Annotated in this window: 27 protein-coding genes and 1 tRNA gene; 14 read left to right on the plus strand and 14 right to left on the minus strand. The window is 67.0% G+C overall.

What is annotated here, in order from left to right:
- Positions 1 to 186 precede the first annotated feature (186 nt).
- Both EV193_RS17865 and EV193_RS17870 read left to right on the plus strand, forming a co-directional pair.
- A complete protein-coding gene (locus EV193_RS17865; RefSeq protein WP_130345257.1) occupies positions 187 to 639 on the plus strand; it encodes a DUF4304 domain-containing protein in 453 nt (150 codons plus the stop codon).
- A 26-nt stretch (positions 640 to 665) separates the two neighbouring features.
- Positions 666 to 736: transfer RNA gene (locus EV193_RS17870), tRNA-Gly, on the plus strand.
- 95 nt (positions 737 to 831) lie between these two features.
- Here the strand turns inward: EV193_RS17870 and EV193_RS17875 are convergent.
- The 10 genes from EV193_RS17875 to EV193_RS17920 all read right to left on the minus strand — a co-directional run bounded on the left by EV193_RS17875 (position 832) and on the right by EV193_RS17920 (position 7,718).
- A complete protein-coding gene (locus EV193_RS17875; RefSeq protein ID WP_130345258.1) occupies positions 832 to 2,031 on the minus strand; it encodes a tyrosine-type recombinase/integrase in 1,200 nt (399 codons plus the stop codon).
- Positions 2,032 to 2,033: 2 nt separating this feature from the next.
- Positions 2,034 to 2,249 carry an excisionase family DNA-binding protein gene (locus tag EV193_RS17880; RefSeq protein WP_130345259.1) on the minus strand — a complete coding sequence of 72 codons (216 nt, stop codon included), beginning with the start codon at positions 2,247 to 2,249 and terminating at the stop codon, positions 2,034 to 2,036.
- Between the two features lie 14 nt (positions 2,250 to 2,263).
- Positions 2,264 to 3,838, minus strand: coding sequence for a replication initiator (locus EV193_RS17885; protein WP_130345394.1), 1,575 nt, complete (start codon positions 3,836 to 3,838; stop codon positions 2,264 to 2,266).
- Positions 3,839 to 4,040: 202 nt separating this feature from the next.
- Positions 4,041 to 5,636 (minus strand): cell division protein FtsK, encoded by a 1,596-nt coding sequence (locus tag EV193_RS17890; RefSeq protein WP_242613468.1) that lies wholly within the window; start codon positions 5,634 to 5,636, stop codon positions 4,041 to 4,043.
- Entirely contained in the window at positions 5,636 to 5,980 is a 345-nt protein-coding gene (locus EV193_RS17895; RefSeq protein ID WP_130345260.1) for a hypothetical protein, read from the minus strand. The genes EV193_RS17890 and EV193_RS17895 overlap by 1 nt, the downstream gene beginning before the upstream one ends.
- 161 nt (positions 5,981 to 6,141) lie before the next feature.
- A complete protein-coding gene (locus tag EV193_RS17900; protein WP_242613469.1) occupies positions 6,142 to 6,399 on the minus strand; it encodes an AMED_5909 family protein in 258 nt (85 codons plus the stop codon).
- A 94-nt stretch (positions 6,400 to 6,493) separates the two neighbouring features.
- Positions 6,494 to 6,724 (minus strand): hypothetical protein, encoded by a 231-nt coding sequence (locus tag EV193_RS17905; RefSeq protein WP_130345261.1) that lies wholly within the window; start codon positions 6,722 to 6,724, stop codon positions 6,494 to 6,496.
- On the minus strand, positions 6,721 to 7,020 hold the full coding sequence (locus EV193_RS17910; RefSeq protein ID WP_130345262.1) for a hypothetical protein: 300 nt from the start codon (positions 7,018 to 7,020) through the stop codon (positions 6,721 to 6,723). The genes EV193_RS17905 and EV193_RS17910 overlap by 4 nt, the downstream gene beginning before the upstream one ends.
- A gap of 3 nt (positions 7,021 to 7,023) precedes the next feature.
- Complete coding sequence (locus EV193_RS17915; protein ID WP_242613488.1) at positions 7,024 to 7,296, minus strand: hypothetical protein; 273 nt, start codon at positions 7,294 to 7,296, stop codon at positions 7,024 to 7,026.
- Between the two features lie 5 nt (positions 7,297 to 7,301).
- The gene (locus tag EV193_RS17920) at positions 7,302 to 7,718 is read right to left on the minus strand and encodes a hypothetical protein (RefSeq protein WP_130345263.1); all 417 of its coding nucleotides are present in this window, start codon (positions 7,716 to 7,718) and stop codon (positions 7,302 to 7,304) included.
- Positions 7,719 to 7,961: 243 nt separating this feature from the next.
- Between EV193_RS17920 and EV193_RS17925 the strand changes: the two genes are divergently transcribed.
- Positions 7,962 to 8,768 carry a GntR family transcriptional regulator gene (locus tag EV193_RS17925; RefSeq protein ID WP_130345264.1) on the plus strand — a complete coding sequence of 269 codons (807 nt, stop codon included), beginning with the start codon at positions 7,962 to 7,964 and terminating at the stop codon, positions 8,766 to 8,768.
- Entirely contained in the window at positions 8,765 to 9,475 is a 711-nt protein-coding gene (locus tag EV193_RS17930) for an HAD family hydrolase (RefSeq protein ID WP_242613470.1), read from the plus strand. The genes EV193_RS17925 and EV193_RS17930 overlap by 4 nt, the downstream gene beginning before the upstream one ends.
- Here the strand turns inward: EV193_RS17930 and EV193_RS17935 are convergent.
- Positions 9,472 to 10,047, minus strand: coding sequence for a hypothetical protein (locus EV193_RS17935; RefSeq protein ID WP_130345265.1), 576 nt, complete (start codon positions 10,045 to 10,047; stop codon positions 9,472 to 9,474). The genes EV193_RS17930 and EV193_RS17935 overlap by 4 nt on opposite strands.
- Before the next feature lie 1,601 nt (positions 10,048 to 11,648).
- On the opposite strand from EV193_RS17935, the gene EV193_RS17940 reads away from it, so the two are divergent.
- Positions 11,649 to 13,016 (plus strand): NsdA family TPR-like regulatory protein, encoded by a 1,368-nt coding sequence (locus EV193_RS17940; protein ID WP_165401391.1) that lies wholly within the window; start codon positions 11,649 to 11,651, stop codon positions 13,014 to 13,016.
- An 11-nt stretch (positions 13,017 to 13,027) separates the two neighbouring features.
- Here EV193_RS17940 and EV193_RS17945 read toward each other — a convergent pair whose 3' ends face one another.
- Together EV193_RS17945 and EV193_RS17950 are read right to left on the minus strand one after the other, a co-directional pair.
- Entirely contained in the window at positions 13,028 to 13,474 is a 447-nt protein-coding gene (locus EV193_RS17945; RefSeq protein ID WP_130345267.1) for a hypothetical protein, read from the minus strand.
- 1 nt (position 13,475) lies between these two features.
- Positions 13,476 to 14,438, minus strand: a complete 963-nt coding sequence (locus tag EV193_RS17950; RefSeq protein ID WP_130345268.1) for a hypothetical protein — start codon at positions 14,436 to 14,438, stop codon at positions 13,476 to 13,478.
- Between the two features lie 30 nt (positions 14,439 to 14,468).
- Here EV193_RS17950 and dcd point away from each other — a divergent pair, with 30 nt between their 5' ends.
- Both dcd and EV193_RS17960 read left to right on the plus strand, forming a co-directional pair.
- The gene (dcd, locus tag EV193_RS17955; RefSeq protein WP_130345269.1) at positions 14,469 to 15,053 is read left to right on the plus strand and encodes a dCTP deaminase; all 585 of its coding nucleotides are present in this window, start codon (positions 14,469 to 14,471) and stop codon (positions 15,051 to 15,053) included.
- A gap of 52 nt (positions 15,054 to 15,105) precedes the next feature.
- Complete coding sequence (locus EV193_RS17960) at positions 15,106 to 16,185, plus strand: NAD(P)-binding domain-containing protein (protein WP_130345398.1); 1,080 nt, start codon at positions 15,106 to 15,108, stop codon at positions 16,183 to 16,185.
- A 16-nt stretch (positions 16,186 to 16,201) separates the two neighbouring features.
- On the opposite strand, the gene EV193_RS17965 is transcribed toward EV193_RS17960, so the two are convergent.
- Positions 16,202 to 16,558 (minus strand): hypothetical protein, encoded by a 357-nt coding sequence (locus EV193_RS17965; RefSeq protein WP_130345270.1) that lies wholly within the window; start codon positions 16,556 to 16,558, stop codon positions 16,202 to 16,204.
- Positions 16,559 to 16,728: 170 nt separating this feature from the next.
- Here EV193_RS17965 and EV193_RS17970 point away from each other — a divergent pair, with 170 nt between their 5' ends.
- The 7 genes from EV193_RS17970 (at position 16,729) to EV193_RS18000 (ending at position 23,203) form a co-directional block, all read left to right on the plus strand.
- Positions 16,729 to 18,021 (plus strand): efflux RND transporter periplasmic adaptor subunit, encoded by a 1,293-nt coding sequence (locus EV193_RS17970; RefSeq protein ID WP_130345271.1) that lies wholly within the window; start codon positions 16,729 to 16,731, stop codon positions 18,019 to 18,021.
- Positions 18,018 to 18,704 (plus strand): ABC transporter ATP-binding protein, encoded by a 687-nt coding sequence (locus tag EV193_RS17975; RefSeq protein WP_130345272.1) that lies wholly within the window; start codon positions 18,018 to 18,020, stop codon positions 18,702 to 18,704. The genes EV193_RS17970 and EV193_RS17975 overlap by 4 nt, the downstream gene beginning before the upstream one ends.
- A complete protein-coding gene (locus EV193_RS17980; protein ID WP_130345273.1) occupies positions 18,701 to 19,912 on the plus strand; it encodes an ABC transporter permease in 1,212 nt (403 codons plus the stop codon). Before EV193_RS17975 ends, EV193_RS17980 begins: the two co-directional genes overlap by 4 nt.
- 26 nt (positions 19,913 to 19,938) lie before the next feature.
- Positions 19,939 to 20,436, plus strand: a complete 498-nt coding sequence (locus tag EV193_RS17985; RefSeq protein ID WP_130345274.1) for a hypothetical protein — start codon at positions 19,939 to 19,941, stop codon at positions 20,434 to 20,436.
- Positions 20,433 to 21,125, plus strand: coding sequence for a response regulator transcription factor (locus EV193_RS17990; protein ID WP_130345275.1), 693 nt, complete (start codon positions 20,433 to 20,435; stop codon positions 21,123 to 21,125). Before EV193_RS17985 ends, EV193_RS17990 begins: the two co-directional genes overlap by 4 nt.
- Complete coding sequence (locus tag EV193_RS17995; RefSeq protein ID WP_130345276.1) at positions 21,122 to 22,567, plus strand: sensor histidine kinase; 1,446 nt, start codon at positions 21,122 to 21,124, stop codon at positions 22,565 to 22,567. Before EV193_RS17990 ends, EV193_RS17995 begins: the two co-directional genes overlap by 4 nt.
- Positions 22,568 to 22,834: 267 nt before the next feature.
- Complete coding sequence (locus EV193_RS18000) at positions 22,835 to 23,203, plus strand: hypothetical protein (protein WP_130345277.1); 369 nt, start codon at positions 22,835 to 22,837, stop codon at positions 23,201 to 23,203.
- Positions 23,204 to 23,233 lie beyond the last annotated feature (30 nt).

A 23,233-nucleotide genomic window follows, 5' to 3' on the forward strand; every position in this document is an offset into this window, starting at 1 on the left:
GCCTTTTTGTCTGCCGTTGTTCATGATTCGGTACAGGTCAGCGCGGAGTAGCCGACCCGCGACGGCGCGGGATACAGCAAACCTTTAGCGTTGCTCTGCGCGATCAAGCTAGGGTCGCGCCACCCCCACGGAGTTGACAGTCACGGCGGCGTTCGCGCCGGCCCGGACCGAGCGAAGGGGCTAGGCGTGGAACCCGACGTGCGGCGCGGTGCGCAGGAATGGTTCAAGCTGATGGTGGATACCGGGCTGGCCCCTGCGTTTCGCGCGTTCGGATTCACCGGGGCCGGGCGGACGTTCAGGATTCCGGTGCACGGCTACTGGGCGCAGGTGACACTGCAACAGTCGACGCCGACGAGCGAGTCGGGCGTGCGGTTCACGCTGTGGCTCACGGTGCACGGGCGCAGCGAGTGGAGTGATCAACTGCGGGTGCGGCCGTATAGCCCGGGACTCACCGGCCGGCCGCTCTGGGAAGCGCCGATCGGCAAGCTGGTCGAGGTGGGTGGGTACCCGCTCGGCGAGCTGTGGTGGACCCTGGAGACGGGTCAACCGTTCGAGGAGATGGCCCTGGAGATCATCGGTGTGCTGCGGCGGTTCGGCCTGCCGGCGCTCTGCGACGAACTCGAGAGTCGGCTCCGCTGACGGCCGTGTATCCTCGTCGAGGTTTCGCGGATGTAGTTCAATGGTAGAACATCAGCTTCCCAAGCTGAGAATGCGGGTTCGATTCCCGTCATCCGCTCGGACGCAAAGATCCCCAGGTCAGACCCGGAATCTCCGGTGACCTGGGGATCTTGCTCTCTAGATCATCTTCTCCCGCGTGCCATTCACATGCCATTACCCATTCGGGACCAGCGCGCCGGCCGCGCCATCGTCTGAATCATCGTCGGGCGTCTCCTCGTTCTTCTGATCGCAGTCCCGGTGCTTGTCAATCAACTCCGAGAGCCGATCCGCGATCCGCTCGTCAGCGTCACTGGTCGCCCGCTGGTAGATCAGCGCGGCCCGCATGTCGTCGTGCCCCATGCGCGCCATGAGGTCACGGGTCGATGTACCCGACTTCGACGCCCAGATGTTGCCGGCGTGCCGGAGGTCGTGGAAATGCACTCCCTTGAGTCCGAGCTTGGCGACGACCTTTGTCCACTTGACCCGCTGATTGAAGTTCGGCCGGCGCAACGCGTTCTTGTCCCGCTGCCCGGTGAACAGCAACGCATCCCGCCCCGGCTTCACGAACTCGTCCAGGTGCCGCACGATCTCCGGCCGCACCGACGCCGGGATGATCAGCTCCCGCACGCCGGCCCGGGACTTCGGACTCCCGTCGATCAACCCGCGTCCCGGAACCTCCACGAACGCGCGATGCACCCGCACCCAGCTCGCGTCCTCGGCGATGTCGCACCGCCGCAGCGCGGTGACCTCTCCCCACCGCAGCGAGCCGAACGCGGCGAGCAGCACGACTACCCGGAAGCGAGCTGGCATCCGGTCCGCGATGTCGAACACCTGCTTGACCGTCAACACGGGACGTTCCGCCGGGTTCTCCCGGTCGGCACCACGCACGCGGCACGGGTTCTTGAGGATGATCTTGTCCTCGTCAACCGCCGTGTTGAGCACCGCCCGAACGAATCGGTACGCCTTGGCCGTGACCGACTCAGAAACGCCGGCCGCCAACCGGTCGGCGCGCCAGTGCCGAATGATCGCCGTGGACAGCTTGCCCAGCTCGACACCGCCGAGCCCTGGTCCAACGTGCTTGCGCAGCAGCCACCGATACAGCTCGACCGTGCGCGGACGCAGGCCCGGACGCTCGGTGATCCACCGCTCGGCGTAGTCGCGTAGGTGGACCTTGGCCCGCTCCGGGTCGATCCACTCGCCTTGCATGATCTGCGTTTCGGTGAGCGACAACCACCGCTCCGCCGCCTTCTTGGTGTCGAAGGTCTGCGGTGCTGTGCGGATCACGCCATCCGGTCCGGGATAGCGCGCCTGCCACCGTTTTGACGGGAGCTGCCGCACGTTGCCGAAACTTCGGTGTCCCTTCTTGTTCGCCATGATCACGCCCCCCGAAGCTGCCGAGCGACCGACGCCACCGTGATCGCTTCGACCCGTCCCGCGTGCACGAACGCGTCGAGGTCCGCGACCGCGATACGGACATGAGCGCCAACCTTGTGGAACGCGATTCGCCGTTCCGCGATCAACCGCCGGACGAACCGGACTTTCGTGTTCAGGTACTCGGCCGCCTGGTGGACGTCGAGGTACTTGTGTGTCATCTCGTCCTCCCTGGTCAGGCCGCGATTGGCGGAGTTGCCGAAGGATTGGGCGGATCGATGCCGGCGGCGAGTAGTGCCTTGTCGTACTCGGCGCGCCAGGTCACCCGTTCGGCTATGGCGTGCATGAGCAGGTGCGCTCTCGGAGGCGCGTTTCGGTCGCCGGGTTGGATCTTGTTCCACACGAACCGCGATCGATCCGGTTCGGTCTTCTCGATACCGACCGCTTTGAGCGCCTGGACGACAAACGCCTTCCGGTCGGCCCGGTGATCGGCGAGGGTCTTGCCGGACCATTTGCGTGACACGAGGACACGCCGGCCAGGCAGGCCGAGGGTGGTTCGCCGATGTGCACGGCCTTTGCAGTGCCCGGGTATGGTCTTGCCGTTGGCGCCCACCGGTTGGATGCCGTAGAGCAGCCACACCGGGCAGCGCGGCGAGCACGGCGTGCGGGACAGCTCCTCGTGCAGCCGGTCATGATGCCGGCGTTGCCGGTCGGAGTCCGCCGTGACGATCTCGCCGGTCGACTTGGTGAGGTACTTCGTCAGGTACCCGATATGCCGGCCCGCCTCTTCCGTCCGGCCGAGGATGCCCTTGGAGTGCACCTGCACCCCGAACCGGGCCACGTGCGCCGGCTCCTGGACGTCTTCGACGGCGGATTCCCAGTCCTGCAACGGTTTCCGGGTGTCCGGGTCCACGAAGTTCTCGCCGTCCCAGATGGGCAACCGGTCGCCGTCGTAGATCAGTTCGTCGTGCGCCGGCCACCACACCTGGTGATAGGTCGCGGCGGTGACTTGCCGCAGCACCTCGTGTGAGATCGAGCCCCGGATCGCGGCGTGCAGATGCGGAGCGGCCCGCTTCTGCGGTTCCACGGTGGCGAAGTACTGCACGTCCCACCCGACACAGCGGCGAAGGTTCTGCCACCACCGGTCGACCAGGGAGGCGAAGTGCACGGCATCCCGCGCTGCCCGCCAATAGTCGTAGGTGGCCGGGTTAGCAGGTGTCCCGTCGTCACGCACTCGCCCATACGAGTCAAGCGTGAGCGTGACGAACATCGACGGCCGGAACCGGCCCGCGTACTCCCGGCCGAGGGTGCGCTTCTCCACCTTCTTACGTGGAAGGTTCGGCGAGTCCTGCCGCCGACGAGTCGACCGCTTCACACCGCGCTTAGTCGGCCCATCCGGCGATGGGAGACGGCCACGCACGCCGAGCTGCCGCAACTCGGCATCGACGCCGCTGATCTCCTCGCGCAGCTCGTCGGCCTCAGCCTCTCCGTCCTCGACGGCTTGCTGATACGCCTGCACCAAGTCGGCACGGAAGGCCAACAGCTCCGTCTGATTTTGTGTCGGAGGCTCCGGCGTGAAGTCCGGTTCCTCCTCGGAGTGCCAGCCTTCCCGGCACTGGGTGATCCGCAGCGCCCGCGCTTTCGTGGCGCACGGTTTGCACACACTGTCCACAGTGGACCCACACGGAACTGCCACGTGTCGCAGCTCCCCGGTTTCCAGGTCGCCCACTTCCATCGTGAACGGCCGCACACACACGCCGTGCTGTTCGGCGGTCGCCGTGATCACGTCCAGTGCGAGCGGTTGCCGCATTCGTTCGGCCCGGGTGCCGGCGTTCTGGATGGTCTGGTCGTGTGTCGTCACTGGACACCTCCAACGGTTCCGGTGTCCTGCGGTGACAGGTCCGCAACCTTGGCGGCAAGCTCGTCGGCCTCACACCAGGGGCAGAGGCCGACGTTGTTGAGCCAGCCAGGCCCCCGGTCCTCGGCGCAGCGTTCACAGGTCGTCGTGTACATCAGGCGACCCCGCTTTCGTTGCGGGGCAACGGCTTCGTCGGCATAGACAGGACGGTGCCGCCAGTGCCAGGCCCGGTGTCGCCAGTCACGAACGCTTCCAGTGCCTTGATCGTCTCGTCGGGAACCCAGCCGACACGCACGCGCAGCGGTTCACGGACCCCTTCTCCGAACAGGTAGCCGACACCGGCTTCGTGTTCGGTGATCCGGTTGGCCCATGCACCGCGCTCGTGGGCCTGGTCGCCGAGGACCATGGTCACGTGCGACTTCGCGGCCACCCGCATGCACACCCGGCGGGGGAACAGATCCCTCACCGGCACCGTGTCCTTCGTGGGCTCCTGCACGTACCCGCGCACGCACACGTTGAGCGCCCGCCCCTGCGTGGTCAACAGGGCCACGCGATCGATGATCTGCTCACGGAGCCGCCGGTCCCCGATGTACTTCGTGAGGGTCCCTATCTCGTCAAACTCCAGCACATCGAGCGGGTTGTCCCGCGAGACCGGGACGGAGCGGGTTTTGCCGGCGAACTCGGCCTTGCGCTTGTCCATCGTGGCGACCAGCTCGTCAAGCAACCCGAGAGCGTCCTTGCCCGTGACGGCGTACCGGTCGCCGAAGATGCGCCGCCCGTAGGCCAGTTCCATTCCCTTCGGGTCGATTCCCCACGGCCGGACCAGGCCGTCCCGGATCGCTGGGGCCGCCGAGACCAGCGGGCACCACATCAGCGAGCCCTTGCCGGCACCGGTCGCCCCGGCCCCGAGTGTGTGGGAGCCGGCCAGCGACAGGAACCAGTCGGTGCCGTACTCCGTGCGTCCGGCGTACACCTTCTTGAGGTCGATCCCGGCACCGGGCACGGTCGACAACTCCGTCAGGTCCCGGCAGGGGACAGCCGCGGTAAGGAGGTTGCGCCGTTGGAAGTCGATCGACACCACGTTCGGCTTGATCTCGCGCACCTGACACCGATTCACCCCACGGGCCGTGGCCAGCGCACGAGTCGCGGCGTCGAAGTCCTCGGGCGTCTGACCCGGCACGAGCCGTACCCGCACCTCGTCCCACGACGGCCCCGACTTCACGCCGAGCACCTTCGGCACCCGCGCCTTGTGCGGCTTCGGTTGGCGGCGAACCTTGTTGCGTGCCAACGGGTTCACCGTCACATGAATCGGCCGATCATGCTCCCGCACCACCAGCCCACACGCGTCGATCCACCTGGGCAGCTTCCGGGCATAGATCGTCCAGCGCTGCCACCACGACCGAATCCGCCGGCCAACCGACCGGTCAAACGACAGCCGATGGAAGTGTCGCCACACCAACAGCGCCACCGTCACCACACCGGCCGTGATCGCGAGCGACGGCCACCCGAGCAGCAACCACCAGGCGACCACCAGCACGGCCGCGATCGAGGTACGCCAGTGCGTGACCAGGTTCCTCACCGCCCAGCCGACGGCCTTGACCGCAAGCCACACCCCGACCGCAACAGCGGCGATGGTCGCCAGGGCCTCCAGAATCGCCGTGAGCGCTTTGCCGATCTTGTTGAGCACCCACACCACCACGGCGACGCCACCGCCACCGAGGATCAGGGTGCCGAGCGTGTTCGCGTCCATCACGCAACACCCCGCAGAGCGCCGCGAGCGGCCAACGACCGGGACTGCTCGGCGAACTCGCGCCATGTTTCCGCGTGACGTTCCGCGCTGCACTGCGCCCTGATCGCCGCCGAGGTGTACACGTCGTATGGGCCGACCCGCGACAAGATTCCGAACCAGCGCGCCTCACGTGCGTACAGCTCCGCGCGCCGATCCTCCTTGACCGCACGCTCCTCGCGGGTGCGCTCCGGCATGTCGTGCCAGGCGATCTCCGCGTACAGCAGCCGCCGTAGGCCACGCTCGACCAGAGTCGCCGTATCAACCTTGCTCGAACCGGCGACCCCAGGTAGCGGCGACCGGTCCATGTGTTCTAGCGTGTTCACTGTCTACTCCAGTGGGTAGGCAGCGCAGGAGCGGCAAAGGTTGGTAGCCGGTCCGCTTCTGCGCCTAGATTCCTTGCAGCACAACAAGGGCGTGCGGCATCGCCACACGACCCAGCGTGTGTTGACTGTCTAAAGTGGACTATCTACTTGGGACTCTTCCCCTCCTCGCCCTTCTCCAGCGCCTCCGCACGTTCGCGATCCCGGCCCGCGAAGTACAGCGCCTCGTAGTGGTGGTCCCGGTCGATCTCGGCGACCTTCGCGTAGACCGCCGCGCTTTTGCGCAGGTACGCCACCAGCTCTGACCGAGGCGCGGAACGTCGAGGCCGCAACTGCCCCAGCAGCTCGTGCACCGCCGCCAACGTGTCGACCCTGTCGAGTTCCCGCCACCGTTCTACGCTCACTGTCACCACCTCTAATCACTCGTGTTGGTGTTGGGAGGCACGGCGGCGGGTGCTCGGCCTGCGAAGCGAGAGACGACCCGCCGCCGTGCCGGCTTCATGTCGGACCGCACCGTTCGGCGAGGCTGGTGACCGCGCGATCGATCGCCGCACGCAAGGTGTCGGCACCGGCCGGGGACATGCCGAGCAGGACGCGGCCAGGATGGCCTTCCAGTTCGAGCACCACCCGCCGCTCCAACACATCGACGTAGGTACGGATCTCGCTCGACGGCTTGATGATCACGGCTGCGTTGATCGGGCCGAACACCAACTCCGCACCCTCGTTCACGACTGCCCACCCTGAACACCGTTGTCATCACTGGTGAACAGGCGATGCCTCGGCTCGTAGGGCCTCCCCGACGCGGGCTCACTGTCCGGGTCGACCGCAGCCGCCAGACGAGCCGCCTCACGGGACAGCTCTCGGCAGAACCGCGCGAGGGCACGATCTCCGCCGGGAAACGGCGGTATCTGGATTGCCAGGTTCACCGGGTCCAGATACATCACCAAGGCCGGCAGCTCCGAGGTGATCTCCACGAAGCCGGCGGCGGCGTCCTTCCCCGGCGTACACGTCACGTTGAAACTCACGCTCTACTCCTCGATTGCTTGCGCGCGGGCGATCTCCAGCCCCACGCGACGTTCGAATTCCTCGGCGGCCACCGTCGCCGCATGCCGCGCCCACAGCGGGACGGAAGATTCCGCCGCCAGTGCGCGCCAGGCGTCGGCGACTTCGGCGTAGGCCGCAGCCAGACGACGGATCGCTGTCACGTCCACGAATCGGGGACTCATGGCCGCGAACAGCGCCGCCGTCTGCTCCGCGTAGGCCGTGTTCCAGCGGGCGACCGCTTCCCGAGACGCCCGCATGGTGATCACGCCGCCTTCGGCTCAGCAGCCACGGACTTGCCACGAGCACCGGCCGGCGCACGCATGCCCTTCGCGCGGAAGCTGTGCGCGATCCGCCCCTTGTTGTTGGCGTACGGCGTGATCGTCAGACCGTCGAACTCCACCGCCGGATACGGGAACCCGCTGGCCTTCGCGGGCGGTACCGGCTGCTGAGGCGCGGCCACCTTGACCTTGAACTCCGCACCAAACCGAGCCGCCTCTTCGTTGGCGTCCAGCGCCCGCACCGTCCACACCAACTCGTTGGTCTCCTTGTCTCGCTCCTGCCGCTTCGGCGCACTCGGGTCCGAGGAGAAGGCCATGGACGGCTCCACCCCCAGCACGAACGCCCCCAGCGGGAACACCTCTCCGAACTCCACCGCGAACCTCGTCGGGATCACCGGCATCGCTCTACCTCCACTTGTCTAATCGGTCTAGCTCGGTTGTACAAGTTACAAGCTACGACAGCTTGGCTAGACAGGTCAAGTGGTGCGAGGAAGTTTGTCTAGCCCGCTAGCTGAGCTAGACAACAGATGTCAAGCTGCGTCAAGATGCGTAAAGCGATGTTTAGATGGCCGAGCTACGGCAAGCGCGACTGACAGGACTGACTGATCATGGCTCTCGACCCGGACGACCCACGCCCGCCGTACGTGCAGGTGGCGAACGCCCTGCGAGCCGCCATCCTCACGCGCAAGTTCTCCGCAGGCGACAAGCTGCCGTCCCGGAACGAGTTGGCCAAGACCTACAACGTCGCCCCGATGACCGTGCAGAATGCCTTGCGCGAGCTACGCGACGAAGGCTTGATCGTCTCCCGACAGGGAAGCGGAGTGTTCGTCCGCGACCGCACTGAGCGCCCGGTCGGCCTGCGCCCGCACATCGAAGCCGCCTTCGAGGCCGAACAAGTGACGATCGACTTCGCCGGCTTCTCCGGCGAGACCCTGCACGGCGCGATGAGCGAGCCCCTAGACAAGATCCGACTCGGCCGACTCCGACCAAAGTCCATCAAGCTCCGCATCCTCGTCCCCGACACCACCGCACCGCTTGCCATCCCGTGCCGCGTTGATGACCTCAGCGACAGCCCCGAGTTTCGCGCTCGCGCCACGGCGATCACCAACCGCCACGTCGGCGCCCTGGTCGACACCGTGCGCGAGCTGGGCAGTCTCGGCCTGATCGAGGAGGCGACGGCGGAAGTCCGCGTGCATCACGCCGCACCGCTGTTCAAGCTCTACATCATCAACGAGTCGGAGACGTTCTTCGGCTTCTACCCCGTGCGCGAGCACGTGATCACCTTCGGCGAGACGCCCACGCCGATCTACGACCTCATGGGCAAGGACACGATCCTGTTCCACCACTCCGTGACCGAAGACGACACCTCCACTGGGTCGCAGTACGTCGAACAGGCCCGCACCTGGTTCGACAGCATGTGGAACACCGTGTCCGTAGAGTTCGCTGTGTGACACCGCCGATCGACGACCCCAAGGCGCTGCGAGAGCTGCTGGCCAACACGCAAGCGCTACTGCTCGACTTCGACGGCCCCATCTGCTCCGTGTTCGACGGTCTCGCCGCGCACCAGGTCGCCGATCAGCTCCGCGACACCCTGTCCGTCCCGGCCGCCGATCTGCCCGCCGAGGTCCGCGACTCCGACGACCCCTTCGACGTCCTCCGCTACGCAGCCACCATCAGCGACGACGAAGCCCGCTACGTCGAAGCCGCCTTCCGAGCCCTCGAAGTCGAAGCCGTCCAAACCGCCAAACCAACGGACGGCGCACACGACCTCATCCACGCCTGGACCGACACCGGCCGCCCCGTCGCCATCGTCAGCAACAACAGCGCCGCCGCCGTCAACACCTACGTGGACCTGCACGATCTTCGCGACCAGGTGACCCACATCTCCGCCCGCGATAGTGCGGACGTTTCCCGGCTCAAGCCATCAGGTTATCTCGTCCAACGCGCCCAATTGGCGCTTCACGCCAACCCCAATGAGTGCACACTTGTTGGTGATGCGATGACCGACGTGCTAGCCGCACGAGTTTCAGATGCTTGTTCCATCGCCTATGTAAATAAGCCTGGCAAGAAGGGGGCACTCGTGGCGGCCGGGCCGAACGCAGTGATAACAACGATGGAAAGCCTTGCTCCTATTGTTGGAATTGACACAAAGAGTTAATGATTGGATGTCATCCAAGACATCGGGACGTCTTTGTCTGTGGCTACGCCCAAGTCGGTTCTACCTTCAGCGACGAACTTTTCGATCCATGTAGTCACGTTTTTGACCTGGTGGGTGAAGTCGCGATTCCCCCAATTCTTGATGACCAGAAGGTGGTAGTCGCTCAGCAATCCTACGCAGCCTCTTCCCAGGTTAGCCATCTCGCCAGGGGCCAGCATAGTCATTTCAGCAACTAGTGCTCTGCATTCACCGGAATGTTCCAAGTAGGAACGATCCATTAGGTCGTCTGGGTCCGGACCTGCCTCACCATGCTGCTCGGCGTAGGCGTTCGCGTCAGAGATTCCCCTGCTGAGATCCCAAAACCAGTCCCGAAGTTCATCGAGCAGCTTGGCGTATAGAGCTCGCTTGTTTTCAATGAAGCGATGCCTGTCCTCGCGCAGCCACTGCGTCTCACGCGCTTCCCTTTCGCGTTCCCACCTTCGATTCTCGTTCTTCCTTGTCGCCAATAGGGTCAGCCCGACACCACTAAGCGCGGAAGCTGCCGATACAACGGCTGTCCAGATGTCTGCCATTTCGTTGGACGCCTTTCAGCTATACGAGTACCGCTCGACCGCCTTGGGTGTCGATTGCCGAACTTAGCTCTATGGGATCAAGGGCGCGCCGCCGTTGGCGGCGCGCAGTGGCGGTTGCGTCGGCGAGCGCACCCATCCCGGCACGGGCGGCTGCCGCTCCGCTTACGCCGCCCGGCCGGTCGGCGCGCCCGCCGCAAGCCGAGCTGCGTACGCCACCGGCCGGCGTCGCGCCGTTGCCCTGTCGCATGTTCGGAAATCGAAGCCTCGTCGCGGCTCGTTACTGTCCGCGCACGGGCACCGGGACGAGGCGCAACGCGACTCACCGGGGCACCCTCGTGGCGAGATCGTCTAACGCCGGGCCACCGGCATCAAGAGCGCCTACGGCGTCGCTACGCGATGGTCGCAAGCGCCCACTCTTGACACCGCCGGCCCGACGCTAGGAGCGGCCTGTACGAGGGGCAGGGGAGGAACAGGGTGCGGGGAAGTTGTGCCATTGGCGTGCCATTCACGGCGGTCAACCACAGTCAACGAGGGCACATGGTGGCACGAGTCATCCGCAGGTCAGGGGCAGTTTCCAGTATGATCACGCTGGTTCCCAAGCTGAGAATGCGGGTTCGATTCCCGTCATCCGCTCGGGTTGGGCAGGGTGTGCCCGCGGAGAGCGCGGACCGAGACCCTCGCCATTATTTCTGGGGGCCGAGCCCCCAGACCCCCACGGTGCGAGTTCCGCACTTACCAGCATTGATCTAATGCACTGTGTGTCCGTAGCGGTTGCCGTGTGACACCGCCGATCGACGACCCCGAGGCCGCGAGCTGCTGGCCTACCCGCAAGCACTGCTGCTCGACTTCAACGGCCCCACCTGCTGGTCAGGATCGTTCCTGCTGGTTGTGGCGCGTCGTGGACAGGTTGGCCGGGTGTCCTTGACGCAGTGGGCGAATCACAACTGGGCGTTGGTGTCGCTCGTCTGGAGACAGGCCACAGAACGGTGGTGCGTTGGTGATCTGGGTCGGTGTTTTCACACTTGGCGGGCTTAAGCGTGAGGATGGACCGAAGCGCCAACGCGGCGGCGTGCTCGTGACGGCCGCGTGTCCAGCACCAGTGCACCCATCGCGGTGCGCTCGCCGTAGACGTAGATCGTCCAATGACGACGACGTAGTTCCTCCAGCCATTTGTCGACATCGGGCCAGTCGCTCATCGGACGACTTGCTTGTCACGGCGCCTTCGTAGCAACGCCCGTGCGCCGGCGCGGATGCCCATTAGCGCGCATGCGCCGTTGAAGAAAAGTGCGAGCCAGACACCGATCATGTCGACGGTGCTCATGATGTGCCCGGGTCCGTCGTTGCGGTGCCCTGCATTTCTCACCCCAGAATTGGCTTGTTCGCTCGTTGCTCACTGTCAGCCGTTTCCCGGCCCGGGGCCATGTCGACTTCGGCATGTTCATGCTTGCTCGGAATATCGCGTGGTCAGTGGCCCACGCCGCGACCCGCTGGTGGGACGTTGTGGCCGTATGTACGCTGGTCAGAGGCAGAGCGACAGCACGTCCGACGGGGGCTCGATGAGCGCATCCGGTCCACAGCGTCGGTGTCAGGGTTGCCAGTCGGTGCTCGCCGCCGACAACACCGCCCGGCTGTGCGGCAGGTGCCATCGGGACCAGCGCGACCAACTTCGCACCCCACCCGCAGAACTCCGCAACGAGTTCTTCGAGACTCCCGAGTTTCGTGCGGCTTTCGAGAGTCAGCACATCGGGAAGGTTTTCAAGGCGTACAGGAGCCATCCGCGCCACCTGAGACTGTTCGGCAAGCCGCTCAACCAGGAGCTTCTTGGTCGGTGGCTCGGTCTCAGTCAAGCTCAGGTGAGTAAACTCGAGAACGGCAAGGCGGAGCAGAATCTGGAGACGCTGCGCAATTACGCACGAATACTGCACCTGCCGCGACATTTGCTCTGGTTCGATTTTCCCGGACAGACCCGCCTGCTGCGGGCCGTCGAAGCCTCTCGAGAGAAGGATTCGCTGATAGCCCATACTGGCATGGACACGCTGGAGTTGTTGCAGCGCGTTCGGGCTTCGGCGATCAATCCGGCAACGATCGACGCGTTGAACATCACGATCGATCAATTGTGTTGCGAGTACTCGCATGCGGACGCCCGCGCGCTCGTCGCAACGGCGAAGCAATGGCTCGGCAAGATGACCGAATTGCTGAATGGTCGCCTGACTCTGGCGCAGCATCGCGATGTTCTCAACGACGCTGGCATGCTCGCGTTGCTCGTGGGTTGCCTCGAATACGACCTCGGCAACACCAGAGCCGCTGAGGCGACCCGGCACATGGCAATGAAGCTCGGCGAGGAATCGGGTGACTCGGCGATCGTCGCATGGGCACACGAAATGCTGGCATGGTTCCACCTGACCGCCGGGAGGTACGCCGCGATGATCCCGGCAGCGGAAGCGGGGGTGCTGGCTGCTCCATCGCAGTCGGTCGCGGTGCAGCTCTACGGCCAACAAGCAAAGGCATACGCCCGCATGGGTCAGGCGGAAGAGGCTCACCAAGCGCTGGAAAGCGGCCGTGCGCTGCTCGACAAGCTGCCCTATCCCGAACGGCCGGAGCATCACTTCGTCGTCGACCCGGACAAGTGGGATTTCTACGCGATGGACACGTACCGCATTGTCGGCGAGGATCAACTCGCGGAACGCAACGCGAACGAAGTCATCCGGCGCAGTGTCAACCCCGAAGGCGAATCGGTCTCTCCGATGCGCAACGCGGAAGCCCAGTTGACGCTCGCCGTCATCGCGGCGAGGCGAGGCGACATTGACGAGGCTGCGGCACTAGGCGTTCCGGCCCTCCAGCACGATCGGTGGAGTCGCCCATCTCTCCTCCTGGTCGCTGGCGAGCTGGAGGATGAACTCGACAACTACGGCGCGGATGCAGGCGCCGACTTTCGCGAGATGTTCGGCGACGTCAAGCGCGCCAGGTGATTCTTTCTGGGTCACTCGTTGAGGTTGTGCTCGCGCAGGATCTCGTCGAAGGCGTCGGGGTTTTGGCGCAGGCGATCGAATTTGGCCTCGGTGATCGGGGTGCTGCGTTCGGCGGACATGAAGTGGACCTTGGGGTCGTTGATGAGCCAGCTCAGGGTGTAGCCATCCGAGGTTCGGCGAGCTATCCAGCCGGGGCCGTAGATGTTGTCGGCGTCGTTGGGTGGCCGCTCGGGTGCGACCTGCGGCGGACCCATTGTGTAGCCGACCGCCTCGTGTTCGTGGGCTTGGGCGATCGAGGTGAGGGCGGCGGGATCGTCAGCGAGGCGCTCGAATTCCGCTTCGGTGATCGTCGCGATGTGCACGCGCGTGCCCTCGGGGATGGCGTGCTCCCAGGTGAGCATGTAGCCGTCCGGTCGACGTTGGGCGTACCAGCCGTCGCCGCGCAGGAAATCGTTCATGTCAGGTGCCGATCGACCAGGTGGCGATGCGCCATGATCGGTCCATGGCGGCGGGCTTCTCCTCCTCGCCCGTTCGAGAGTCGAGTCGGGCGGTCCACGGTACCGTGCGCTCCGCGCCGCTGATCGAGATTTCCATGTCCAACCGAAGCTCCTCGGAGCGCCCCAGATCCTCGGCCCATCCGATGGTTTCTTCCGGGGTGCCCGAGTATGTGGTCATCGCGTAGAAGTTTACGGTCGTCGGGGTCTCTATGTGGACGGCCGGAATGTCTCGCGTCTGTGGAAAGGGCGCGAAGTCGATATTCAAGACGAACGGTTCGCCGGTGGCGCTCTGAATGATGGCGCGTTGTCGATGGCGAGGAAATGTAACCGCGTTGCTGAGGTCGACGAATACCTTCGCGTGGAAGGTCAGTCGTATCACCGGGTCGGAGTCGATGTAGTACTCGGCCGTCGCGCCGGCGCTGAGGAACTCGATCTCCGGAATCTCGGCGGTCGGGGCGAGGAGTCGCATCAGCTCGCGGCGGCGGATGCTTCGCGTCGTGGAGCCGTCTCGCCAGGGGACTTCGAGCTGCGCCTGGCCACGGCCGTCGGTGCGGACGACGTAGGGTGCGCGATCTGTTTCCAGCAGTAGGCCGACTACCGCACCCTCGTCGACTGATACGACGAGGTGGGTCATATCGGGGCGCACGTCTTCGAAATACTTCGCTACTCCGGGCCACCAGTCTTGGATATCGGTCGACTCGGGTGTGTGGATCTGTCCGGTGCTCTCATCGATACCGACGATCCAGAGTACGTCTTCGCCACGCGCGGCATTGCAGATGGCGGCGATCTGGCGCGCTGCTTTCCGTTTGTCGTCCGGAAACTGTCTCTTCAGTTCCACGAAAGAGTCTTCGCGACCCTTGCGGTGCTGCTTGGCGTGTTCGATTTCCAGTAAGATCGCTGCTTCCAGCTGCCGCTTACTGCGCACTCCCCGATGCTAGCGCGCTAGGGTGGGCCGGTGCTGCTGAGCGATCGCGATCTTCACAAGGAGCTCGACTCCGGCCGGTTCGGGCTCGAGCCGTTCGACGAGGCGATGGTGCAGCCGTCGAGCATCGACGTCCGGCTGGACCGCTTCTTCCGCGTCTTCAACAACACGCGGTACACCCACATCGACCCGCGCCAGCAGCAGGACGATCTCACCTCGCTCGTGGAGACCGACGGCGACGCACCGTTCGTGCTGCACCCGGGCGAGTTCGTGCTCGGCTCCACGTTCGAGCTGGTCACGCTGCCTGATGATCTCGCGGGCCGGCTCGAAGGCAAGTCGAGCCTCGGGCGGCTGGGGCTGCTGACGCACTCGACGGCGGGGTTCATCGATCCCGGATTTTCCGGGCACATCACGTTGGAGCTGTCCAATGTGGCGAACCTGCCGATCACGCTGTGGCCGGGCATGAAGATCGGCCAACTGTGCCTGTTCCGGCTCACCAGCGCGGCCGAGCACCCGTACGGCTCGGCCCGCGCCGGGTCGAAGTACCAGGGGCAGCGCGGTCCTACGCCGTCGCGCGCGTATCGCAACTTCCACCAGGTGGACACGCACAGGGGCTGACGTCACACCCGCGTCGGGAAGGCCGGCGCACAGCGGAGCGTTGATCTCCCATGTGAACGTGGACGTGGTGGTGATCGGCGCGGGCCAGGCCGGCCTGTCGGCGGCCTTTCACCTGCGGCGACTGGGTTTCCGGCCGTTCGACGACTTCGTGGTGCTCGACTCCAACGCCTCGCCGGGCGGCGCGTGGCAGCACCGGTGGAACTCGCTGACCATGGCCGACGTGCACGGCATCGCGAACCTTCCGGAGCTGCCCGTGCCGGAGGCCGCCGCGGCCGAGCGTGCCAACGACTTCGTGCCGCACTATTTCGCAGACTATGAGCAGCGCTTCGAGCTTCCGGTGATCAGGCCGGTGACCGTCGACGCCGTGCACGACGGCGACCGGCTCGATGTGGTCACCAGCGACGGCACCTGGAACGCGCGGGCGATCATCAACGCGACTGGCACGTGGACGCGGCCGTTCGTACCGAGGTACCCGGGCGCGGACACGTTCCGCGGTCGGCAGTTGCACACGGCCGACTATCGGGGCGCGCACGAGTTCGCCGGCCAGCACGTGGTCGTGGTCGGCGGCGGCGCGTCCGCGGTGCAACTCCTGGCCGAGATCTCCGAGGTGGCGACCACCACGTGGGTGACCCGCCGCCCGCCGATCTGGCGCGACGACGACTTCACCCCAGAAGTGGGTCGCGCGATCGTGGCGATGGTGGACGAGCGGGTGCGCGCCGGACTTCCCCCACGCAGCGTCGTGAGTGTGACGGGGCTGCACCTTCGCGAACAGGAGCGGGCCGCGGCCGAGCGTGGGGCCTACGAACGGCACCCGATGTTCTCGCGGGTGACACCCGACGGGGTGACGTGGGACGACGGGCGCGAGCAGCGCGCGGACGCGATCCTCTGGGCGACCGGTTTCCGGGCGGCCCTGGCACACCTGGCACCGCTGCGGCTGCGCGGACCGGCCGGCGGAATCACCATGGACGGCACCCGCGTGGTCCACGATCCGCGTATCCAGTTGGTCGGCTACGGCCCGTCGGCGAGCACGATCGGCGCCAACCGGGCCGGCCGTGCCGCCGCCGTGGAGATCCGAAACCTGTTGCGGGACAAGGACTCCAACCTGGTCGGTGGGCTCCCACGCACAGCGTGAGAACCCACCGCGACCGTTACGGGCTGACCCGGCAGAGGAACCAGCGGCGGTTGGTCTCGTCCCACAGACACGCCTGGTCGGCGTACGGGCGACTCTCCGTCGTGACACGACCGAACCACATGCTGCTGGTGAGGACATGCACGTCGTGAATGAGCGCGACGTGCACCATGTGTCCCTCGTCCGAGATTCCCTCCGCGTATCGGGATCCGTCCGGGTTGATCCGGAGGCACGCGGCCCACTTGCCGGACCAGTCCCAGGTGCACCCCGACGCGTTGGCCGCTGCCGGAGCCGCACCCGCGGAACCGCTCGTCCCCATGATCACCGCTGTCGCCGCGGCGGCGATCGCCAGCGTCCCGCCCAGAATCTTCCGCATCCCGTGGTCTCCTTCGTTGTCGATCGGTTGCGCGGCGGACCATATGGGGCGGGTGCTGTCATTCCGCTGACATTCGCTGGTCCGGCCGCACATCACGTGATCGCGCGATTGCCAGGGAGTTCGCAGGAAACTCCCAGGGGCACGCCAGCCCGGTGCGATCTGATTCGCCCATGGCACGGTTACGACGTCGAACGTGGATCGTCAACGGGGCACTGATTCTGGTGCTGCTGGCGGCGGCAGGCGCGACGTACTTCTGGTTCACCGACGACGGCACCGACACCGGCAGCGCGCCGAGGACCTTCCCGGCCAGCACCGGAACGGTCAGCCAGACGGTGTCCGCCTCCGGCACGCTGCAGAGCGCCACCACCGCCGACGCGGACTTCGCGACATCGGGCACGGTGACCGAGGTCCTGGTCAAGCCGGGTGACAGCGTCGCGGCCGGCCGGCCGCTGGCCAAGATCGACCCGGCCGAGGCGAACGCCCAGGTGGAGATCGCGAACTACCAACTGTCCGCGGCGCAGCAGAACCTGAGCAACGCCAAGACAAAGCTCACCGAGGCGAGCGACGCCGGCCAGGACACCACCCAGGCCAGCGCGGCGGTCAACCAACAGCAGGCGTCGGTCAAACAGGCGCAACTCGCGGTCACCAACGCGAAGAAGGCGGCCGCCAGCACGACGCTCACCGCGCCGATCCCCGGCACGGTCACCGCGATCAACGGCGCGGTGGGCCAACGGGTGAGCGGCTCGTCGTCGACCGGCAGCACCGGCACCGGGAACACCGGCAGCGGGAATACCAGCAGTGGGAACACCGCGAGCGGGAATTCCGCCAGTGGGAATTCCAGCAGTGGGAATCCCAGTTCGGGAAACACCGGAACGGGAAACCCGGCGAGTACAGGCACCAGTTCGACGGCGTTCGCGCAGATCGCCGACCTGGGAAGACTCGAGGTGCGCGCGTCGTTCGCCGAGGTGGACGTGGCCAAGTTGAAGATCGGCCAGACCGGCAGCGTCACCCTGAACGCGATCCCCGGTCAGCCGATCGAGGCGAAGGTGGCCGCGATCGACGTGGTGCCGACGACCGCCAACGGCGTGGTCACCTACGGCGCCACGCTCAGCCTCGGCCAGCTCCCACCCGGCGCGCGGCACGGCCAGTCGGCCAGCGTGTCGGTGACCGTCGCCCGCGCGGAGAACGCGGTGGTGCTGCCCACCGCCGCGGTGCGCACGACGGGCGGCGAGAGCACGGTCAGCGTGCTGGACAACGGCCGCGAGCTGACCAAACCGGTGCGGCTCGGGGTGAAAGGTGACTCGACAGTCGAGATTCTCGACGGTGTCTCGGCCGGTGAACAGGTGGTGCTGCCCGGGGCGTCCGGCGGCAGTTCGGGCGACCGGCGCGCACCGAGCGGCGGCCCGATGATCGGCGGGCCCGGCGGCGGCGCACCACGCCAAGGTGGCGGTGGCGGCCGATGAGCACCGAGGCACCGGTGATCGAGGTGACCGCCGTGCACAAGACCTACGGCAGCGGGCACGCCGAGGTGCACGCGTTGCGCGGCATCGACTTCACCGTCGCGCGCGGCGACTACGTGGCGATCGTCGGCGCGTCCGGTTCCGGCAAGTCCACCCTGCTCAACGTGCTCGGCTGCCTGGACACGCCGACACGCGGCCGGTACCGGCTGGACGGCATCGAGGTGTCCACGTTCTCCGAGCAGCAGCTTTCCTTGCTGCGCAACAGAAAGATCGGGTTCGTGTTCCAGTCGTTCAACCTGATCCCACGCACGTCCGCACTGTCCAATGTGGAGCTTCCGCTGGTGTACGCCGGCATGCGGCGCACCCGCCGTCGAGCGCGGGCCCGAGCAGCACTCGAGCTGGTCGGGCTCGCGCACCGGGCCGACCATGTGCCGAACCAGCTCTCCGGTGGCGAGCAGCAGCGGGTCGCGATCGCCCGCGCGCTGGTCACCGGGCCGGCGATGGTGCTCGCCGACGAGCCGACCGGCAACCTGGACACTCACAACTCCGCCGAGGTTCTGTCCATTTTGGACCGTCTGCACGCGGCGGGCCGCACCATCGTGATCATCACGCACGAGTCCGACGTCGCCGCACACGCGAACCGCGTGGTCCGGGTGTCCGACGGGCGCATCGTGGGGGCGCCGTGAACCCGTTGGAGACACTGCGTTTCGCGCTCAGCGGGCTGGCCGCGAACAAGCTGCGGTCAGCACTCACCACACTCGGCATTCTGATCGGTGTCGCGGCGGTGATCGTGCTGGTCGCGGTGGGCAACGGCGCGCAGGCCGCGGTCGCCAACAGCATCACCAGCCTCGGCACGAACGTGCTCACGGTGAGCCCGTCGGCCGGTGGCTCGGCCGGCGCGGCGGCCACCAAACGCCCGCTGACCGTCGCCGACGCCCGCGCGCTGGTCGACCAGCAGGGCGCGCCGGACATCGCCACCGCCGTGCCCGTGGTCAGCACCAACAACGCGAGCACGACCGCCGGTGATGTCAACTACTCGGTGCGCCAGGTGGTCGGCACCGAACCGGGCTATCTGCCGGCCAGCAACGCCACGATCGCGTCCGGCTCGGCGTTCACCGACACCGACGTGGCCGAGGCGCGCAAGGTCGTGCTGCTGGGCCCGACCACGGCGGCGGCGCTGTTCCCGAACGCCGATCCGGTCGGCAGGCAGGTGCTGATCAACAACCTGCCGTTCACCGTCCTCGGCGTGCTGGAACCCAAGGGCGCCACCGGTTTCGGCGATCCGGACGACATCGCCGTCGCGCCGATCAGCACCGTGCAGAACACGCTGGCCGGCTACGGCGGGCTGAACCAGATCCTGGTCACCGCGCGCAGCGCCGACGTGATGGCGCAGGCGCAGGCGGAGATCGGCGCGATCCTGAACAGCCGGCACAACGTCACCAACCCGGCCAACGCCGACTACCGGGTGAGCAACCCGACTCAACTGCTCGCCACGCGCACCGAGGCCACCGAGACGTTCACCGTGCTGCTGGCCGCCGTCGCGGCGATTTCCCTGCTGGTAGGCGGAATCGGCATCACCAACATCATGCTGGTCACGGTCACCGAGCGGATCCGCGAGATCGGCGTGCGCAAGGCCATGGGCGCGCCGCGACGGGTGATCCTCGCCCAGTTCCTCACCGAGGCGACCCTGCTCGGGCTGCTCGGCGGCGGGCTCGGCGTGGTGGCCGGGCTCGTCGGCAGCCGGTTCACGATCTACGAGATCGAACCGGTGATCTCCTGGCCGTCGGTGGTGCTCGCGTTCGCGGTGTCCGCCGCACTGGGCCTGTTCTTCGGCAGTTACCCGGCCAACCGCGCGGCCCGGCTGCGCCCGATCGAGGCCCTGAGACACGAATAGCGCCACGAGTGAAGGAGTTTCCCCAAGTGTCACAACAACTTCCCGACCGGGACGACCTGCTCACCCAGCCCGATCAGTCCACATTGGACGCCGAGCTGCGCGAGTCGAGCGGGACCAGCAAGGTAACCGTCGTGCTCGCCGCGGTGGCACTCGCCGGAGCCGCGTTCGCCGGCGGGGTGTGGGCGCACTCCGCGCTCGCCGACGACGGTCAGCCGGCCGCCGCACAGCCGGGTGGCGGCATGGTGCGCGGGCCGGGCGGCGGTGGTGGCCAGGGCGGGCCGCGTTCCAATTCCGGCCCGGTCGCACGAGGGATCACCGGCACCGTGGTCCGGGTGGACGGTCAGCAGATGGTGATCAAGACAGAGAACGGCCAGGAGATCACCGTCGCGCTCGCCGGCGACACGAAGGTGCAGGTCGCGACGCCCGGCACGGTCGCGGATCTGACCAACGGCGCTACCGTTGCGGTCCAGGGTCAACCCGAGAACGGCACGATCAAGGCACAGGTGATCACGAAACAGCCATGACCGAGCGCATCAGGTTGTTGGTCGTCGACGACGAGCAGTCCATCAGGGAACTGCTCGCCGTCAGCCTGCGCTTCGCCGGGTTCGACGTCGGCACGGCCGCCACCGGCACCGAGGCGCTGCGCGCGGCCGAGCGCGACCAGCCCGACCTGGTGCTGCTCGACGTGATGCTGCCCGACCTGGACGGCTTCGAGGTGCTGCGCTGGCTGCGGACCGGCGGACGCCGGGTGCCGGTGCTGTTCCTGACCGCGCGGGACGCCACCGAGGACAAGATCAACGGTCTGACGCTGGGCGGCGACGACTACGTGACCAAGCCGTTCAGCCTGGAGGAGGTCATCGCCCGGGTGCACGCGGTACTGCGGCGCACCGGCGTGGAGGCCGAGGACAGTGTCAACGTGCTGCGCTACGCCGATCTGGAACTGGACGAGGACGGCTACCAGGTCGCCCGCGCCGGACGGCCGGTGCAGCTGTCGCCCACCGAGTTCAAGCTGCTGCACTTCCTGCTGCGCAACGCCGGGCGGGTGGTGTCCAAGCAGCAGATCCTCGACCAGGTGTGGAGCTACGACTTCACCGGCGGCGAGGGCGTCGTGGAGTCCTACATCTCCTACCTTCGGCGCAAGATCGACCACGTCGAGCCCCGGCTGATCCACACCGTGCGGGGTATCGGCTACGTGCTCAGAGAACAGCGATGAACGCCCGGCTCCCCCTGCGCTGGCAGCTCCTCGCGGTGCTGTTCCTGTTGCTGCTGCTGGCTTTCGTGGGCAGCGCGATCGCCGCGCCGGCGGCCATGGAGAGCTACCTCGTGTCCCAAGTGGACACTCGGGTGAAACGGGCGGCGCAGGGCGCGATGAACCAGGTCGACACCGGGTCGCCGCGGCCGCGGCCGACTCGGCCGGGCCAGGCTTTCGGCGCGGCGCCGCAGGTGTTGCCGAGCGACTTCGTGATGCTGATCAGCAATGTGGACGGTTCGCCGGCCGGTCAGGTGATCCGGTCCACGGCGAACGGGGAGCGGCCGGGCGAGCCCGATCTGCCGAGGCTGGACTCGGTGCGGCTGGGCGAGCCGTTCACCGTCGGGCCGGCCATCGGCGACCACGACTGGCGGGTGGTCGTGCAGCGCGCCGGCGAGGATCAGTACCTCGTGGTGGCCGCCGGGTTGGAGGACGTGGAGAGCACGGTCACGCAGTCCCGGGTGAACATCCTGATCATCGGCGGGTTCGCGCTGGTGCTGTTGCTCGGACTGGGATACCTGTTGGTGCGCCGCAGTTTCCGGCCGCTGGAGCAGGTTGAGCGGACCGCCGCCGAGATCGCCGACGGAGACCTGTCCCGGCGTGTTCCGGTGGACAACCCGCACAGCGAGGTCGGGCGGCTCGGCTCGGCGCTGAACACGATGCTCGGCCAGATCGAGTCGGCGTTCCGGGCTCGCGAGTCCTCCGAGGCGGCGGCGCGCTCCTCGGAGGAGCGGATGCGCCGGTTCGTGGCCGACGCCAGCCACGAACTGCGCTCGCCGCTCACCTCGATTCGGGGCTACGCCGAGCTGTACCGGCAGGGTGCGGTGACCGGCGATGCGGAGATTTCCCATGCACTGCAACGGATCGAGGACGAGGCGGCTCGGATGGGCTTGCTCGTGGACGACCTGCTGCTGCTCGCCCGGCTGGACCAGCAGCGGCCGTTGCGGTCCGAGGAGGTGGACCTGGTCGTGGTGGTCGTCGACGCGGTCGAGGACGCGCGCGCCGGGGCGGGTGGGCGCACGATCGGGCTGGACGTGTCCGGCGGTCCGCTGACCGTGCGCGGTGACGAGGCCCGGCTGCGGCAGGTGGTGGCGAACCTGTTGAACAACGCGGTGCGGCACACTCCCGACGACGCGTCCGTCCACGTTGGACTGTCCACTGTGGACAATGGATGGTTCGCCGAGGTCGAGGTGGCCGACACCGGCAACGGGCTCGCGCCGGAGCAGGCGGAGCGGGTGTTCGAGCGGTTCTACCGTGCCTCGCCGGGCCGGTCGCGCGACGACGGCGGGGCCGGGCTGGGGCTGGCGATCGTGGCGGCGCTGGTGGCCGCACACGGCGGCACGGTCGGCGTCGAGTCCCGCCCGGGTGAAGGTGCCACGTTCCGGGTGCGCCTCCCGCTCGTCTGACGTCACACCGTGACCCGTGTGAGTGAACAAATGCCCTGAAACCCCTGGTCAGCGCCCCACCGCGGGATCGAGCCCGCTGAATCCCGTTCGGGTTCACGGGTTCGTGGCGCCGTGTGCGTCGCTGGGCTATGACGCAGCGCGATCGGTGGCCGTGTGGGTGACACTCGTGCAGGTCAAGTTGATTGGCGGGACCGCTGGGGCGGTGGTGGACTCCTCGCGCGGCGAGACGCTCGCCGTGTGGCGTCACAAGATCGAGGAGTGTGTGTAGTGACCGATCAGGAGCGTTACGGGGAGTCCGAAGAGCGCGGCGGCTACGGCTCGTCGTCCGGTGGCCGCGAGTCCGGCGGGGGGTACGGCGACGGGGGTGACCGGGACAGCCGCGACAGTGGCTCAAGCGGGGGTTCCAGCGGGGGCGGCTACTCGTCGGGGCGCGAGTCCGGTGGCGACCGGGACAGTCGCGACAGCGGCGGGTACGGATCTTCCTCGTCCGGCCGGGAGTCCGGCGGGGATCGCGACAGCAGGGACAGCGGGTACGGCTCGCCCTCGGGCGGCGGCCGGGGTGACGGGGGCGACCGGGACAGCCGCGCCGGTGGTTCCAGTGGGGGTTCGAGCGGCGGCTACGGCGACCGCGACTGACGACCGTCCACAGTAGACACACCAGGGGCG

Origin of the sequence: Herbihabitans rhizosphaerae (genome assembly GCF_004216555.1) — a bacterium.
GTDB lineage: Bacteria > Actinomycetota > Actinomycetes > Mycobacteriales > Pseudonocardiaceae > Herbihabitans > Herbihabitans rhizosphaerae.